Source organism: Roseateles sp. GW821-FHT09G09, assembly GCF_059415965.1.
Genome location: NZ_JBWKOG010000001.1, coordinates 227073 through 242036 on the forward strand (window position 1 = coordinate 227073; position 14964 = coordinate 242036).

The 14964-nt window shown below is 68.4% G+C and carries 13 protein-coding genes; 4 read left to right on the forward strand and 9 right to left on the reverse strand.

Going from position 1 to position 14964, the window contains the following annotated elements:
* Positions 1-21 precede the first annotated feature (21 nt).
* Entirely contained in the window at positions 22-1998 is a 1977-nt protein-coding gene (locus tag AC07O8_RS01000) for an RDD family protein (protein WP_495046273.1), read from the forward strand.
* A gap of 119 nt (positions 1999-2117) precedes the next feature.
* Here the strand turns inward: AC07O8_RS01000 and AC07O8_RS01005 are convergent, their stop codons facing one another.
* Positions 2118-2594 carry a tellurite resistance TerB family protein gene (locus AC07O8_RS01005; RefSeq protein ID WP_297526373.1) on the reverse strand — a complete coding sequence of 159 codons (477 nt, stop codon included), beginning with the start codon at positions 2592-2594 and terminating at the stop codon, positions 2118-2120.
* Positions 2595-2772: 178 nt separating this feature from the next.
* Here AC07O8_RS01005 and AC07O8_RS01010 point away from each other — a divergent pair, with 178 nt between their 5' ends.
* Entirely contained in the window at positions 2773-3741 is a 969-nt protein-coding gene (locus AC07O8_RS01010) for a hypothetical protein (protein ID WP_495046274.1), read from the forward strand.
* Between the two features lie 79 nt (positions 3742-3820).
* Here the strand turns inward: AC07O8_RS01010 and AC07O8_RS01015 are convergent, their stop codons facing one another.
* The 7 genes from AC07O8_RS01015 to glpD all read right to left on the reverse strand — a co-directional run bounded on the left by AC07O8_RS01015 (position 3821) and on the right by glpD (position 11719).
* A complete protein-coding gene (locus AC07O8_RS01015; RefSeq protein ID WP_495046275.1) occupies positions 3821-5557 on the reverse strand; it encodes an ABC transporter substrate-binding protein in 1737 nt (578 codons plus the stop codon).
* Positions 5558-5656: 99 nt separating this feature from the next.
* Positions 5657-5965, reverse strand: a complete 309-nt coding sequence (locus AC07O8_RS01020; protein WP_495046276.1) for a DUF2160 domain-containing protein — start codon at positions 5963-5965, stop codon at positions 5657-5659.
* A 12-nt stretch (positions 5966-5977) separates the two neighbouring features.
* Positions 5978-6790 (reverse strand): carbohydrate ABC transporter permease, encoded by an 813-nt coding sequence (locus tag AC07O8_RS01025; protein WP_297526369.1) that lies wholly within the window; start codon positions 6788-6790, stop codon positions 5978-5980.
* A gap of 78 nt (positions 6791-6868) precedes the next feature.
* Positions 6869-7753 (reverse strand): carbohydrate ABC transporter permease, encoded by an 885-nt coding sequence (locus AC07O8_RS01030; RefSeq protein ID WP_495046277.1) that lies wholly within the window; start codon positions 7751-7753, stop codon positions 6869-6871.
* Positions 7750-8883, reverse strand: coding sequence for an ABC transporter ATP-binding protein (locus AC07O8_RS01035; protein WP_495046278.1), 1134 nt, complete (start codon positions 8881-8883; stop codon positions 7750-7752). The genes AC07O8_RS01030 and AC07O8_RS01035 overlap by 4 nt, the downstream gene beginning before the upstream one ends.
* Positions 8883-9953: an ABC transporter ATP-binding protein gene (locus tag AC07O8_RS01040; RefSeq protein WP_495046279.1), complete on the reverse strand. Its 1071-nt coding sequence runs from the start codon at positions 9951-9953 to the stop codon at positions 8883-8885. Before AC07O8_RS01040 ends, AC07O8_RS01035 begins: the two co-directional genes overlap by 1 nt.
* A 143-nt stretch (positions 9954-10096) precedes the next feature.
* A complete protein-coding gene (glpD, locus tag AC07O8_RS01045) occupies positions 10097-11719 on the reverse strand; it encodes a glycerol-3-phosphate dehydrogenase (protein ID WP_495046280.1) in 1623 nt (540 codons plus the stop codon).
* Between the two features lie 168 nt (positions 11720-11887).
* Between glpD and AC07O8_RS01050 the strand changes: the two genes are divergently transcribed.
* Both AC07O8_RS01050 and glpK read left to right on the forward strand, forming a co-directional pair.
* On the forward strand, positions 11888-12652 hold the full coding sequence (locus AC07O8_RS01050; RefSeq protein WP_088405752.1) for a DeoR/GlpR family DNA-binding transcription regulator: 765 nt from the start codon (positions 11888-11890) through the stop codon (positions 12650-12652).
* 79 nt (positions 12653-12731) lie between these two features.
* Positions 12732-14225 carry a glycerol kinase GlpK gene (gene glpK / locus AC07O8_RS01055; RefSeq protein ID WP_495046281.1) on the forward strand — a complete coding sequence of 498 codons (1494 nt, stop codon included), beginning with the start codon at positions 12732-12734 and terminating at the stop codon, positions 14223-14225.
* A 115-nt stretch (positions 14226-14340) separates the two neighbouring features.
* Here glpK and AC07O8_RS01060 read toward each other — a convergent pair whose 3' ends face one another.
* A complete protein-coding gene (locus AC07O8_RS01060) occupies positions 14341-14919 on the reverse strand; it encodes a TMEM165/GDT1 family protein (RefSeq protein ID WP_495046282.1) in 579 nt (192 codons plus the stop codon).
* Positions 14920-14964: the final 45 nt, after the last annotated feature.

The window sequence follows — 14964 nt, forward strand, 5'->3', positions numbered from 1 at the left end:
GCCCAAGAGGGAGAGAAGAGGATGTCGAACCAATCCGTCGGCCTGGCGCCCCGCGCCCTGGCCATGGTCATCGACGGCGCATTGATGATCGCCGCGAGCACCTTGTTGATGTGGGCCGTGTACGGCGACCCGGTGTCGAAATGGAGCGACCTGCGCCCCGGTACCATCGCCATCAACTGGCTGCTGCCGCTGATCGTCTGCGTCGTGTTCTGGAGCTGGCAGGGCGCCACGCCCGGCAAGCTCGTCGCGGGCCTCAAGGTCGTCGATGCGCGCAGCGGCGGGCGTCCGTCGCCCGCGCAGGCGCTGATCCGCTGGGTCGGTTACCTGATCTCGGCGATTCCGCTGTTCGCCGGCTTCCTGTGGGCCCGCGTCGACGCCGACGGCCGCACCTGGCATGACCGCCTGTCCCGCACCGCCGTCGAACGCAGCCGGCCGGCGCCGGCCGATGGCGAAGGCCTGCTCATCGGCTACATCGCCAGCCACTGGCGCGGCGAACAGAGCCTGGCCCAGAGCTTCTGGATCAACCACGTCCTCCTGACCTGGCCCCTCGCCGCCGGCGTGCAGGGCCTGGTCGCCTGGCTCGCCACCAAGAGCGACGGCCTGCAGGGCGTCGCGATCGCGCTGCTGATCGTCTGGCCGCTGCTGATCGCCGTCGAGATCTGGAGCGCCGTCGGGACCTGGCGATCGGTCCGCGGCTACGTCGACGCCGGCGGGTCCTACCTGATCTCCGGTTTCGCGCGCCTGTCCCTGCTGCTGTCCTTCCTGCAGATCGCGTTCTCGCTGGCGTTCGGCGTCTTCGGCGAACTGCCCGAGCTGTGGAAGCTGGCCCGCGGCATCGATCCGATCGGCAACGTGCGCCTGGTCGTCAGCGGCGACGGCCGCACGATGCAGCTCAACGGTCCCATCGGCGCCGGCGACGCCGGCCGCCTCGGCACCCTGCTCGAAGCCTCCCCGGCGGTGCGGCTGCTGGAAGTCGCCTCGCCCGGCGGCCGCGTGACCGAAGCCGAACGCATGGTCCAGCTGATCCGCCAGCGCGGCGTCGGCACGCGCGCGATCGGCAACTGCGAAAGCGCCTGCACGCTGGTCTTCCTGGCCGGCAACAAGCGCCAGCTGATGCCCGGCGCGCAGCTCGGCTTCCATCGCGCCAGCAGCGGCACCTTCAATCCGGCCTTCGACGAGATCGCCAACCAGGACCTCGCGCGCACCTACCGCCGCATGGCGCTGCCGGAGGAATTCATCCAGAAGACGCTGAGCACGCCGTCGCGCACGATGTGGTACCCGCCGGCGGTGGAGCTGGTGCGCCACTCGCTGATCCAGGCGCCGCCGAAGACGCTGGACGTCGCGCTGCCCGAGGGCGACCGGCCCGGCCAGTACGCCCCGCTGAGCGACTACGTCAACGCGCTGCGCGCCAGCGACGCCTGGTTCCGGCTCGACCAGCGCTTCCCCGGCCTGATCGACGAGGCCGCCGGCCGCATGCGCGCGGCGCACATGGCGCTGGCGGGCTCGGAGCATGCCGCCGCCGGGGCGCAGATCGCGGCGCAGGCGGTGCTGGCCCCCAATGTGCGCGAGATGCTGCTGAACGGCTCGCGCGACCTGCGCCGCCGCTACCTGCAGGTGCTGCGCGCGCAACTGACCGCCGCGCAGACCTTGGGGGCCGAGACCTGCCAGTCCTGGCTGTCCGGCTCACCCGTGCCGCGCCGGCTGCTGCCGGAGGACGCCATGGCGCTGGAGGCCTTCTGGCTGACCGAAGCCGCGGGCGAAACCCTGCCCACGCGCGCCCGCGCACCGCAGCCGACGCCGCTGGAACTGGAAGTCGTGACGCGGACCGTCGGCGCGACGGCCTCGGGCGCTTTCTCCAAACTGTGGACCGACGGCAATGCCGGCCCCGCGCCCATCTCGTGCGAACGCGCCGGCCAGGTGCTCGACCACATCCAGCGCCGGACCGTGGGCGCGCCGCGGGAACTGGCGGAGCGGGTGGTGTTCCAGAACCCGCGCTGAGCCGGCGGCCTCCCCATCACACCACGAAGAAGGCCCTCGTCAGAGGGCCTTTCCGTTTCCGAGGGAGGCGAGGCGAAATATGGCGCAACGGTCCGCGACGCAACGGTCCCCGCCGCCGGTCAGTCGTCCTCGCCAAGACCGGCCGCCACCTTCGCGCGGATCCGCGCGTGGTGGTAGGCGCCCTGCGGGATGTGCAGCAGGTCGGCGATGCGCCACATCGTGTGGCGCTCGATGTCGCCGAGCCTGCCGTCGGCATAGGCCACGCCCCACATCAACTCGACCAGGCGCAGCTTCGCGGGCATGTCCCAGCGCTCGTCGACCGGCGAGGTGAACGCGAACAGGTCGGACGCCGTGCGGGCGGTGCGCTCGGCTTGCGCAGTGAGCGCATCGGACTCGTCCTCGGACAACGCGAACAGCGCCGTCAACGCCTTGCCCACGGCGGCGCGCTCGACGCCGGAGAAATCCGCGTCCGCGCGCATCACCTCGACCAGCAGCACCGCCGCGGCCAGCGGCAGCGACGGCGCGCCGCCCCGCGAGCCGCCGAACGCGTCGTCCGGCGCCAGCGTGTCGAAGAGGTCCATCAGCGACTTGAACATGGACCCATGGTGGCACGCGCCCGCCTGCGGGGCTTACGCATGACTTAAGGCGGCCAGCCAGAGGGCGATCCCGCCCTCCCCCCGTCAGTGTGTGTAAGGCTTTACAGTGGCCGCCCTCCCGAAGGCCCGCGACCATCCGCGCCGACGGCAATCACGCCGTCTTTACAGGGAGAGAGAGTTGAAGAAGATCCTTCTGACGGCCGCCACGTTGCTGGCGCTGTCCACGGCGCACGCCGACTACCGTCCGATCGTGAACAGCCGCTACTTCACGACGACAGTGACCCTCAATGCCGGCACCAACGTCATCCAGACGCCCTATCCGTCCGGGGAGGCCTACGCGGTGGGGGCTGCCATCGTCAGCACCGGCGTGCAGTTGCAGACCGCGATCAACGACGCGATGCGCCAGAGCTTCGCGGACCAGGGCGGCACCTTCACCAGCGGCACGCTCACCGGCCCATTCCGCGTACGCCTGGCGCCGGACGTCAACTCGACCAGTTTCTCCATGTCCGGCGCGACCTACGCAGCCGCCGGCACGGTGTCCGGCAGCCAGTACGGCGTCGGCTACACCTGCTACCTGAACATCCGGCTGAACAACCTGCAGGCGTTTGCCCGGTTCACCGGCGTCACCGAGTTGGTCGCCGGCAGCAGTTCGGTCACGTACGCCCGAGACGTCACGGCCAACTGCACCACCTCGATCAGTTGGCTGCCCGTGTTCGGCCAGATCGCCGACACCTTTGCGGCGCGCATGGCCGCCAGCGAAGCCAATACAAAGATCGACGCCTATGCGGCCGGCGTCATCAATACGCTGGTCAAGCGATACGGCGGCGGCGTGAACAGCGGCCTGGACCGCATCTCCGGCGTCATCCAGCAGGTCACCCAGGCCAACGGCGTGACCGTCAACGTGCAGGAGGTGATGAACCTGCTGCAAGACGGCCGGGGAACGATCGACATGACGCTCGGCGCCTGGGCGCCGGTCGTCAACAAGTCGGGCGTGGTCGAACCGCCATCGGTGCTCGTCGGGCAGCTGCTGAATCTCAGCTTCAGCCACCCGTGGATCGGCGACTTCCAGCTCGGACTGACCGACACGGCCAACATCCGCTGGGAGTACGTCTGCCCGCCCGGCTCCAAGACCTGCTGGATTCCCTGAGCCCTCCGCCCGCTGAAACGACAAGGCCGCGCCCGAGGGCGCGGCCTTCTTCATGCGAGGTCGCGAGGTGCGGGCGAGATCACCGCACCTTGCCGTCCTTCCACGCGTTCAGCAGCTTCTCGTAGGCGATGGTCTCGCCCTTGGGCTTCTCGTTGGCCAGCTTGGCCCACGGTGCGCCCTTGTCGGACAGCCACTTCTTCGGGTCTTCCTTCTTGTTGAGCTTGGGCGCGCACTTGGCCATGCCGGCGCGCTCCAGTCGCGCCATCACCGCGTCCATCTCGTCGGCCAGCGTGTCCATCGCGGCCTGGGGCGTCTTCTCGCCGGTCACCGCCTGCGCCACGTTCTTCCACCACAGCTGCGCCAGCTTCGGATAGTCCGGCACGTTGGTCCCCGTCGGCGTCCACGCCACCCGCGCCGGCGAGCGGTAGAACTCGATCAGGCCGCCGTACTTGTTGGCGTTCTTGGTGAAGTAGTCGCTGCGGATGTCGCTGTCGCGGATGAAGGTCAGGCCCTGGATGCTCTTCTTCAGGCTCACCGACTTGGCCGTCACGAACTGCGCGTACAGCCAGGCCGCCGCGGTCCGGTTGGCGTCGTGGCCGCTGAAGAAGGTCCAGCTGCCCACGTCCTGGTAGCCGTTCTGCATGCCGTCCTTCCAGTACGGGCCGTTCGGTCCCGGCGCCATGCGCCACTTCGGCGTGCCGTCGGCATTCACCACCGGCAGGCCCGGCTTGACCATGTCCGCCGTGAACGCCGTGTACCAGAAGATCTGCTGCGCGATCTGTCCTTGCGCCGGCACCGGACCCGATTCCCCGAAGGTCATCCCGGTCGCTTCCTTGGGCGCGTACTTCTTCATCCAGTCGACGTACTTGGTCAGCGCGTAGACCGCCGCCGGCGAATTGGTCGCACCGCCGCGCGCCACCGAGGCGCCCACCGGCGTGCACTTGTCGTCGGCGACGCGGATGCCCCACTCGTCGACCGGCATGCCGTTGGGGATGCCCTTGTCCGCCGCGCCGGCCATCGACAGCCACGCGTCGGTGAAGCGCCAGCCCAGCGACGGGTCCTTCTTGCCGTAGTCCATGTGGCCGTAGATGGGCTTGCCGTCCAGCGTCTTCACGTCGTTGGAGAAGAACGCGGCGATGTCCTCGTACGCGCTCCAGTTCAGCGGCACGCCCAGGTCGTAGCCGTACTTGGCCTTGAACTTGTCCTGCAGGGCCTTGCGCGCGAACAGGTCGGCGCGGAACCAGTACAGGTTGGCGAACTGCTGGTCGGGCAGCTGGTAGAGCTTGCCGTCCGGCGCCGTCGTGAAGCTGGTGCCGATGAAATCCTTCAGGTCCAGACCCGGATTGGTCCACTCCTTGCCCGCGCCGGTCATGTAGTCGGAGAGATTCATGATCTTCCCGTACCGGTAGTGCGTGCCGATCAGGTCGGAGTCGGAGATCCAGCCGTCGTAGATGCTCTTGCCCGACTGCATCGAGGTCTGCAGCTTCTCGACGACGTCGCCTTCCTGGATCAGGTCGTGCTTGACGGTGATGCCGGTGATCTCGGCGAAGGCCTTGGCCAGCACCTTGCTCTCGTACTCGTGCGTGGTCAGGGTTTCCGACACGACCGAGATCTCCTTCACGCCCTTGGCCTGGAGCTTCTTGGCCGCCTCGATGAACCACTTCATCTCGGCCGTCTGCTTGTCCTTGGACAGCGTCGACGGCTGGAATTCACTGTCGATCCACTTCTTCGCCTCGGCCTCGCCGGCCCAGGCGGCGTTCGCTCCCAACGCCAGCAATGCGGCCACGGCCAGCGCGGAATACTTGCTCTTGTTCACGCTTGTCTCCTGTGTCTGTCGAATCTCCCCCTGCTTGAGGACGAATCGCGGCTCCGGGGGAACGGGAAAGCCGAATTCCTTGAAGCTTGAACTACCCGGTCATCCCTTGCGCAGGATCAGTCCCAGCACCAGCATCGACGCGATGAAGCTGATCCAGACACTGGGCTCCGCCTCGAGCTGGAACCATTCGGCCATCTTCGCGCCCAGGCCGACGAAGGCCAGGTTGATGTAGGCCGCCGTCAGCAGCCCGATGAACAGCCGGTCGCCGCGCGTCGTGCGCATCGGCAGCCAGCCCTTGCGCAGCGTCGTCGGCGACTTGATCTCCCACACCGTCATGCCGATCAGCATCATCACCACGCAGGTGAAGAAGACGGCGACCGGGGTCGTCCACACCATCCAATCGAACATCGCGGACCTCCCTTAGACGCGGCCCATCGCAAAGCCTTTTGCGATGTAGTGACGGACAAACCAGATGACGATCGCACCCGGCACGATGGTCAGCGTGCCGGCCGCGGCCAGCGTCGCCCAGTCCATGCCGGAAGCGCTGACGGTGCGCGTCATCGTCGCGACGATGGGCTTGGCGTTGACGCTGGTCAGCGTGCGCGCCAGCAGCAGCTCCACCCACGAGAACATGAAGCAGAAGAACGCCGCCACGCCCACGCCCGCCTTGATCAGCGGCAGGAACACGGTCAGGAAGAAGCGCGGGAAGCTGTAGCCGTCGATGTAGGCGGTCTCGTCGATCTCGCGCGGGATGCCGCTCATGAAGCCTTCCAGGATCCACACCGCCAGCGGCACGTTGAACAGCAGATGCGCCAGCGCGACCGCGATGTGCGTGTCCATCAGTCCCAGCGTCGTGTAGAGCTGGAAGAAGGGCAGCAGGAACACCGCCGGCGGCGTCATGCGGTTGGTCAGCAGCCAGAAGAAGACGTGCTTGTCGCCGAGGAACGAGTAGCGGCTGAACGCGTACGCCGCCGGCAGCGCGACGCTCACCGAGATCACCATGTTGATCCCGACGTAGATCAGGCTGTTGATGTAGCCGCTGTACCAGGACGGGTCGGTGAAGATGGTCTTGTAGCTGGCCAGCGAGAAGTGCTGCGGCCAGAGGCTGAAGCTGGAGAGGATCTCCTCGTTGGTCTTGAAGCTCATGTTGACCATCCAGTAGATGGGCAGCAGTGCGAAGAGCAGGTACGCGATCAGGAAGATCGTGCGCTTGCGGAAACGACGCTCATCCATGTTGGGCCTCCCGCCGGGCCGTCCCAAGGGTGGCCCGTTCCCCCTCGGGGGGCAGTGAACGAAGTGAACGTGGGGGCTTCATGTTCTTGCCTCCGAGGTCTTGTCTTGGGTGCCCAGCGACTGCATCCAGTTGTAGAGGATGAAGCACAGCAGCAGGATGATCAGGAAGTAGATCAGCGAGAACGCCGCCGCCGGTCCGAGGTCGAACTGTCCGACCGCCTTCTGCGTCAGGTACTGGCTGAGGAAGGTGGTCGCATTGCCGGGACCGCCGCCGGTGAGGACGAAGGGCTCGGTGTAGATCATGAAACTGTCCATGAAGCGCAGCAGCACCGCGATCATCAGCACGCCCCGCATCTTGGGCAGCTGGATGTAGCGGAACACGGCGAACTTGCTGGCGCCGTCGATGCGCGCGGCCTGGTAGTAGGCGTCGGGGATGGAGCGCAGACCGGCGAAGCACAGCAGCGCCACCAGCGGCGTCCAGTGCCAGACGTCCATCACGAGCACCGTGATCCACGCGTCGGTCGCGTCGCCGGTGTAGTTGTAGTCCACGCCCAGCGCCTGCAGCGACGCGCCCAGCAGCCCGATGTCGGCGCGGCCGTAGATCTGCCAGATGGTGCCGACGACGTTCCAGGGGATCAGCAGCGACAGCGCGACGATCACCAGCACCAGCGACGAGCGCCAGCCCTGCGCCGGCATGGACAGCGCCAGGCAGATGCCCAGCGGGATCTCGACCAGCAGCACCGCCAGTGAGAAGCCCAGCTGGCGCAGCAGCGCGCCGTGGAGCTCCTCGTCGCGCATCACCGCGGCGAACCACTCGGTGCCGACGAAGACGCGCCGCTCGGGCGAGATGATGTCCTGCACCGAGTAGTTCACCACCGTCATCAACGGCAGGATGGCCGAGAAGGCCACGCAGATGAACACGGGCAGGACGAGGAACCAGGCCTTCTGGTTGATCGGTTTCATGCGAGGCCCTCCGTGGTCGCCGCGATCAATCGCTCGTCGGCGCCGTAGAAGCAGGTGTGGGGATTGAGCACGCGCAGCGCCACCGCGGCGCCCGCCTCGGGCGGCTGCGCATGGGCGGACAGGCGCGCCTTCAGCGTGTGCGGCCCGACCTGGGCGGTGAGCAGCCAGTAGGTGCCGATGTCCTGGACCTGGCTGACCACGCCGGTGATCGTGCCCGGCAGCGCCGGCACGCCGTCGCTCACGTCGTCGACCGCCACGTACTCGGGCCGGATGCCCACCATGAAGGGCTCCGCGCGCGACAGCGAGGCGCCGGTGACAGGATCGACCGAACCGGCGACCGGCTGTCCGGCGACGCTCAGTCCGCCGCCGTCCTCCAGCGCCGCCGGCAGGAAGTTCATGCCCGGCGAGCCGATGAAGTGGCCGACGAAGCGGTGGCTCGGGCGCTCGAACAGCTCGCCCGCGGAGCCGACCTGCACCGCGCGACCGCGCGTCATGACGACGATCTGGTCCGCGAAGGTCAGCGCCTCGACCTGGTCGTGGGTGACGTAGATCAGCGTGAGCTTGAGCTCGTTGTGGATCTGCTTGAGCTTGCGGCGCAGCTGCCACTTCAGATGCGGATCGATGACGGTCAGCGGCTCGTCGAAGAGCACCGCCGACACGTCCTCGCGCACCAGCCCGCGGCCGAGCGAGATCTTCTGCTTCGCGTCGGCGGACAGGCCCGAGGCGCGCTGGTTCAGCTGGCCGTTGAGTTCCAGCATCTCGGCGATCTTGCCGACGCGCGCCTTGATCCTGTCCGCCGCCACGCCGCGGTTGCGCAGCGGGAAGGCGAGGTTCTCGGCCACCGTCATCGTGTCGTAGATGACGGGGAACTGGAACACCTGCGCGATGTTGCGCTGCTGCGGCGTCAGCGCGGTCACCTCGCGGCCGTCGAAGCGCACGCTGCCCTGCGAGGGCCGCAGCAGTCCGGAGACGATGTTCAGCAGCGTCGTCTTGCCGCAGCCCGACGGGCCGAGCAGCGCATAGGCGCCGCCGTCCTCGAACGTCATCTTCAGCGGCAGCAGCGCGTAGTCGCTGTCCTCCTTCGGATCGGGCCGGTATGCGTGCGCGAGGTCCAGGTCGATGCGGGCCATCAGCGGGCTCCCCGGCGCTCGGGGGCGCGTGTCAGCAGCCCGGCCGCGTCGAAGACGTGGACGTGCGCGGCGTTGAGGTACAGCGTCAGCGGGGCGCCGAGCTCGAAGTCGTGCACGCCGGTCAGCTGCGCGACCAGCTCGCCGATCTGGGTGCGCGCGTGGACGAAGGTGTCGGAGCCGGAGATCTCGGCCAGCTCGACCTCGCCCTGGATGGCGACGTCGCCGGGCCGCGGCGTGACGTGCAGCGCGCTGGCGCGCACGCCCACGGTCACGCCGCCCTGTCCCGGCAGCGCCAGGTCGAGGCCCGGTCGCAGCTGCAGCCGGTCGCCCATCCCTTGCGCGATGAGCAGGTTCATCGGCGGATCGCTGAAGGCGCGCGCGACGCGCAGCGATGCCGGGCGGTGGAAGACCTCGGCGGTCGGGCCGTACTGCAGCAGCTCGCCGGCGTCCATCACCGCGGTGTAGCCGCCGAGCTGGAGCGCCTCGGCCGGCTCGGTGGTCGCGTAGACCACCGTCGATTCCCCGGCGGCGAAGAGCTGGCCGAGTTCCTCGCGCAGTTCCTCGCGCAGCTTGTAGTCGAGGTTGACCAGCGGTTCGTCCAGCAGCATCAGCGGCGCCTGCTTGGCCAGGGCCCGCGCCAGCGCGACGCGCTGCTGCTGGCCGCCGGACAGTTGCGCGGGCAGCTTGTCGAGGTGCATCTCGATGTGCAGCTTGTCGGCAAGTTCATCCACGCGTTTGCGGATCGCATCGCGATCGAGCTTGCCGCGCAGCTTCAGCGGCGAGGCGATGTTGTCGCGCACGCTCATCGACGGGTAGTTGATGAACTGCTGGTAGACCATCGCGACATCGCGCTTGCGCACCGGCCAGCCGGTGACGTCCGTGCCATCGACGGTCACGCTGCCGTCGGTGGGCTTGTCCAGGCCGGCCATCAGGCGCATCAGCGTCGTCTTGCCGGCCTGCGTCGCGCCCAGCAGCACGGTGACGGCGTTCGGCACCAGCCGCAGGTCCATCGGGTAGAGGTGCTGTTGCGCGCCGACCTTGTGGCTCACGCCGCGCAAGCTCAGCTCCATGGTGTCGGCTCCATCGGGGTGTCTCTTCGCATGTCGTTCTTGTGGATCGGTCTCTGGATCGGTCTGGATCAGTCTGGATCGGTCTGTGGGTCGGTCCCTGGGCCGGAATGGGAATCGGCGACGGGGCGGACCTCGGGGTCAGGTCATGCCGCCGCGGCCGGCGGCTTGGCCCAGAGGTGCTCGCGTTCCGAGAACCACTGGACCACCGCCATCCGCTGCACTTCGGTGTAATGCAGCCCCAGCTTGGAGCGGCGCCACAGCACGTCGTCCGCCGCGCGCGCCCATTCCTCGCGGACCAGGTATTCGAGTTCCGCCTGGTGCAGCCCGGGGGCAATTTCCGGACCGAGGTCGTCGAGTCGTTCCGCGCCGCCGAGCACACGCCCGAGGCGCGCGCCATAGGCCCGCGCGAGCCGGTGCGCCAGCGAGGGCGGCAGCCACGGATGGCGCTGGCCGACGGCGGACAGCAGGCGCTGGAAGTCGGTGTCGGGCCGCTGCGGCGCGCCGATCCAGTCGCGCAGGTCGCCGCCGGGCAGGTGCGCGTGTTCGGTCCAGGCGCGGCGACGGTCGCCGAGCAGGTCGCCCAGCAGGTCGGCCGCGTCCTCCGCCAGCTTGCGGAAGGTGGTGATCTTGCCGCCCCACACGCTCAGCAGCGGCGCGCCGCCATCGGCGTGCGTCTCGAGCAGGTAGTCGCGCGTCACGGCGGACGGGTCGCCGGAGGCGTCGTCCAGCAGCGGGCGCACGCCGGCGTAGGTCCACACCACGTCCGAGGCGACCACCGGCTCGCGGAAGTAGCGGCTGGCCTGCTCGCAGAGGTAGGCGATCTCGCGTTCGTCGATGCGCGCCTTGCCGAAGCCGGCCAGCGCGTCCGGCGCCAGCTCCACGTCGGTGGTGCCGATCAGCGTGAAGTCGTCTTCGTAGGGGATGGCGAAGATGATCCGCTTGTCCGGGTTCTGGAAGATGTAGGCGTGGTCGTGCTGGAAGCGCTTGTGCACGATGATGTGGCTGCCCTTCACCAGGCGCAGGCTCTTCGTGGCGAGCGCCTCGCCGCGGGCGGGCGCGGCGACTTCGCGCAGGAAGCCCTCGGCCCAGGGGCCGGCCGCGTTGACCAGCGCGCGCGCCTTCAGCGTGCGGTCGCCGTCGGCGCAGCGCAGCGTCGCGGTCCAGTGGTCGGCGTGCCGCTTCGCGGCGGTGACGGTCGTGCGGGTGTGCAGCACCGCGCCGTGCTCGCGCGCGTCGAGCGCGTTCAGCAGCACCAGGCGCGCGTCGTCGACCCAGCCGTCGGAGTAGACGAAGCCCTTCGTGTACTCGGCCTTCAGCGGCTCGCCGTAGGGCGAGCGGCGCAGGTCCACGCCCTCGGAGCCCGGCAGCACTTCGCGCCGCGCCAGGTGGTCGTAGAGGAACAGGCCGATGCGGATCATCCAGGCCGGGCGCATCGCCGCGTCGTGCGGCATCACGAAGCGCAGCGGCCACATGATGTGCGGCGCGCTGCGCAGCAGGACCTCGCGCTCCTGCAGCGCCTTGCGCACGAGCGAGAACTCGTAGTACTCCAGGTAGCGCAGCCCGCCGTGGATCAGCTTGGTCGAGGACGAGGACGTGTGCGCCGCGAAGTCCGAGGCTTCCGCGAGCACGACCTTCCAGCCGCGGCCGGCCAGGTCGCGCGCGATGCCGGCACCGTTGATGCCGCCGCCGACGACGAGCACGTCGCAGTCACCGGCGGCACCGGGGTCGGAGGAAGCAAGGTCAGCGGGGATCGAGGCGGCGGTCAAGGTGTCTCCTTGGATCGAATTGGCCGGACAGTCAAACGGCCACCCTGCGATGGCCGTTGGAAAGTTCGCAATTCTGTTCTTCTTTTTTCTTTTTAGCGCGAATATGCGCGTTTCGACTGAGGGTTAACCCGGTCAATTGTTCGTTTCGGTTCCTTTAGCCTGCGCGCCATGAATCCGAACCCCCGTCAGAACGATCTGCTGCAGGAGGTGCGCGCCCATGGATCGGTGAGCGTCGAGTCGCTCGCCGAGAAGTTCGGCGTGACGCTGCAGACGGTGCGGCGCGATGTTCAGCGCCTGGCCGAGGCCGGCCTGGTGCAGCGCTTCCACGGCGGCGTGCGCGTGCCCTCGTCGACCACCGAGAACATCGCCTACCGGCAGCGTCAGGCCATGCAGGCCGACGGCAAGGCGCGCATCGCGCGCGCCATCGCGGCGCGCATCCCGGCGGGCTGCTCGCTGATCCTGAACCTCGGCACGACGACGGAGGCGGTGGCGCATGCGCTGCTGCGCCACAAGGGCCTGCGCGTCATCACGAACAACCTGAACGTCGCGATGATCCTGAGCGACAACCCGGACTGCGAGCTGGTGATGGTCGGCGGCTCGGTGCGGCACCGCGACCGCGGCATCGTCGGCGAGGCGGCGGTCGACTTCATCCGCCAGTTCAAGGTCGACATCGGGCTGATCGGCATCTCGGGCATCGAGTCCGACGGCAGCCTGCGCGACTTCGACTACCGCGAGGTGATGGTCGCGCGGACCATCGTCGAGCATTCGCGCGAGGTGTGGGTGGCGGCGGACGCGACGAAGTTCAACCGGCCCGCGATGGCCGAGGTCGCCCGATTGCCGCAGATCGACGCGCTGTTCACCGACGAGCCCCCGCCAGAGCCCTTCCCTGCGTTGATGGCCGATGCGGGCGTGGAACTCGTGGTCGCGCCGTAGCATCCTCCACAAGCAGTCCGAGAAGCACTCGAAGACAACACCAAGAACAACGTCGAGAACACAACGAGCGAGACCAGCCATGACCTACCTGCTGGCCCTGGACCAGGGCACTTCCAGTTCGCGCGCGATCGTCTTCGACGCGCAGGGGCGCATCGTCGCGATGGCGCAGCGCGAGTTCCGCCAGATCTATCCGCAACCGGGCTGGGTCGAGCACGATGCCGATGAAATCTGGGACACGCAGCTGTCCGTCGCGCGCGAGGTGCTGACGAAGGCCTCGCTGAAAGCGACGGAGGTGAAGGCGATCGGCATCACCAACCAGCGCGAGACGACGCTGGTGTGGAACCGCAAGACCGGCCGGGCCATCCATCACGCGATCGTCTGGCAGGACCGGCGCGCCGAGCCGCAATGCGCCGCGTTGCGCGAGCAGGGCCACGGGCCGCGCATCCAGGAGAAGACGGGACTGGTCGTCGACGCGTATTTCTCGGGCACGAAGCTGCAGTGGATCCTCGACCACGTCGCCGGCGCGCGTGACGCGGCGGAGCGCGGCGAGCTCGCCTTCGGCACGATCGACAGCTGGCTGATCTGGAAGCTCACGAACGGCGAGGTGCACGTCACCGACGTCAGCAACGCGTCGCGGACCATGCTGTTCAACGTGCGCGAGAACCAGTGGGACGATGAGCTGCTCGCGCTGCTGCGCATCCCGACTTCGCTGCTGCCCGAGGTGAAGCCGTCGGCGTCCGAGTTCGGCCGCGTGGCGCCGGAGCATCTCGGCACGGCGCTGATGATCGGTGGCATCGGCGGCGACCAGCAGAGCGCGCTGTTCGGTCAGGCCTGCTTCGAAGCGGGCATGGCGAAGAACACCTACGGCACCGGCTGCTTCATGCTGATGCACACGGGGCCGCGCTTCCAGACGAGCGCGAACGGATTGATCACGACGAGCGCCGCGCAGATCGATGCGACGCCGCAGTACGCGCTGGAGGGTAGCGTCTTCATCGGCGGCGCGGTGGTGCAATGGCTGCGCGACGGGCTGAACGCGATCAAGGGCAGCGGCGAGGTGCAGGGGCTCGCGGAGAGCGTGCCGGATGCGGGCGGCGTGATGTTCGTGCCGGCCTTCACCGGCCTCGGCGCGCCCTATTGGGACGCGGAGGCGCGCGGCGCGATCGTCGGTCTGACGCGCGGATCGACGGTGGCGCACATCGCGCGCGCGGCGCTGGAGAGCATCGCGTTCCAGAGCGCGGCGCTGCTGCAGGCGATGAGCCGCGACGCCGTGGCGGCCGGCGGTGCGCCGGTGAGCGAGTTGCGCGTCGACGGCGGCGCCTGCGTGAACGACCTGCTGATGCAGTTCCAGGCGGACCTGCTCGGCATCCCCGTCGTGCGTCCGAAGGTGATCGAGACGACGGCGCTCGGCGCGGCCTACCTCGCCGGCCTCACGGCCGGCGTCTACGGCAACCTCGACGACATCGGCCGCAACTGGCAGACGGAGCGCACCTTCCGCCCGACCATGTCGCGCGACCGCGCCGAGACGCTGATGGCGCAGTGGGAACGCGCGGTACGGCAAGCCTCCGCGCGCTGACCAGATCCCCCTTCGGAGGGCCTCATTCAGAGGGTCAGGTCTTCACCCCTAAGGGCCACGATCAAGAACATGAACCGGGCGATTCGTGCCCGGGGAGGTCATGTCCGTTGATCGCTCAGATCCCCAGCGACGCCCCCGCTCCCAGAAGCGTGAGCACCCCCAGCACCGCGAAGATGATCGCCGCGATGCCGTGAACCAGCCGCACCGGCAGCTTGTGCGCGAGCTTGTCGCCCACCAGCACCGCCGGCACGTTGGCGATCATCATCCCGAAGGTCGTGCCCGCCACCACCATCCACAGGTCGTTGAAGCGCGCCGCCAAGGCCACCGTCGCGATCTGCGTCTTGTCGCCCATCTCCGCCAGGAAGAAGGCCACGATCGTCGTGCCTAGCACGCCCAGGCGGAACTTGCCGCCCGTCTCCTCTTCATCGATCTTGTCGGGGATCAGCGTCCACGCCGCCATCGCGATGAAACCCACGCCCAGCACCCAGCGCAGCGTCTGCGGTGAGACCTGCGTCGTGATCCAGCTGCCGACGGCGCCGGCACACGCATGATTCACCAGGGTCGCGATCAGGATGCCCAGCACGATCGGTCCCGGCTTGCGGAAGCGCGCCGCCAGGATGAAGGCCAGCAATTGGGTCTTGTCGCCGATTTCGGCGAGGGCCACGAGGCCGGTGGAGATGAGGAAGGCTTCCATGAAAGACTCAGCGGCCGAGACATACCAATGACCATGTCGCCGCCG

Excerpts from the sequence above, each read along its gene's own strand:
- AC07O8_RS01020 (WP_495046276.1), bottom strand. The coding sequence starts at position 5,965 with ATGTTCGATTGGATGGTGTGGACGACCCCGGTCGCCGTCTTCTTCACC.
- glpK (WP_495046281.1), top strand. The coding sequence starts at position 12,732 with ATGACCTACCTGCTGGCCCTGGACCAGGGCACTTCCAGTTCGCGCGCG.
- AC07O8_RS01030 (WP_495046277.1), bottom strand. The coding sequence starts at position 7,753 with ATGAAACCGATCAACCAGAAGGCCTGGTTCCTCGTCCTGCCCGTGTTC.
- AC07O8_RS01060 (WP_495046282.1), bottom strand. The coding sequence starts at position 14,919 with ATGGAAGCCTTCCTCATCTCCACCGGCCTCGTGGCCCTCGCCGAAATC.
- AC07O8_RS01050 (WP_088405752.1), top strand. The coding sequence starts at position 11,888 with ATGAATCCGAACCCCCGTCAGAACGATCTGCTGCAGGAGGTGCGCGCC.
- AC07O8_RS01000 (WP_495046273.1), top strand. The coding sequence starts at position 22 with ATGTCGAACCAATCCGTCGGCCTGGCGCCCCGCGCCCTGGCCATGGTC.
- AC07O8_RS01040 (WP_495046279.1), bottom strand. The coding sequence starts at position 9,953 with ATGGAGCTGAGCTTGCGCGGCGTGAGCCACAAGGTCGGCGCGCAACAG.
- AC07O8_RS01005 (WP_297526373.1), bottom strand. The coding sequence starts at position 2,594 with ATGTTCAAGTCGCTGATGGACCTCTTCGACACGCTGGCGCCGGACGAC.
- AC07O8_RS01035 (WP_495046278.1), bottom strand. The coding sequence starts at position 8,883 with ATGGCCCGCATCGACCTGGACCTCGCGCACGCATACCGGCCCGATCCG.
- AC07O8_RS01025 (WP_297526369.1), bottom strand. The coding sequence starts at position 6,790 with ATGGATGAGCGTCGTTTCCGCAAGCGCACGATCTTCCTGATCGCGTAC.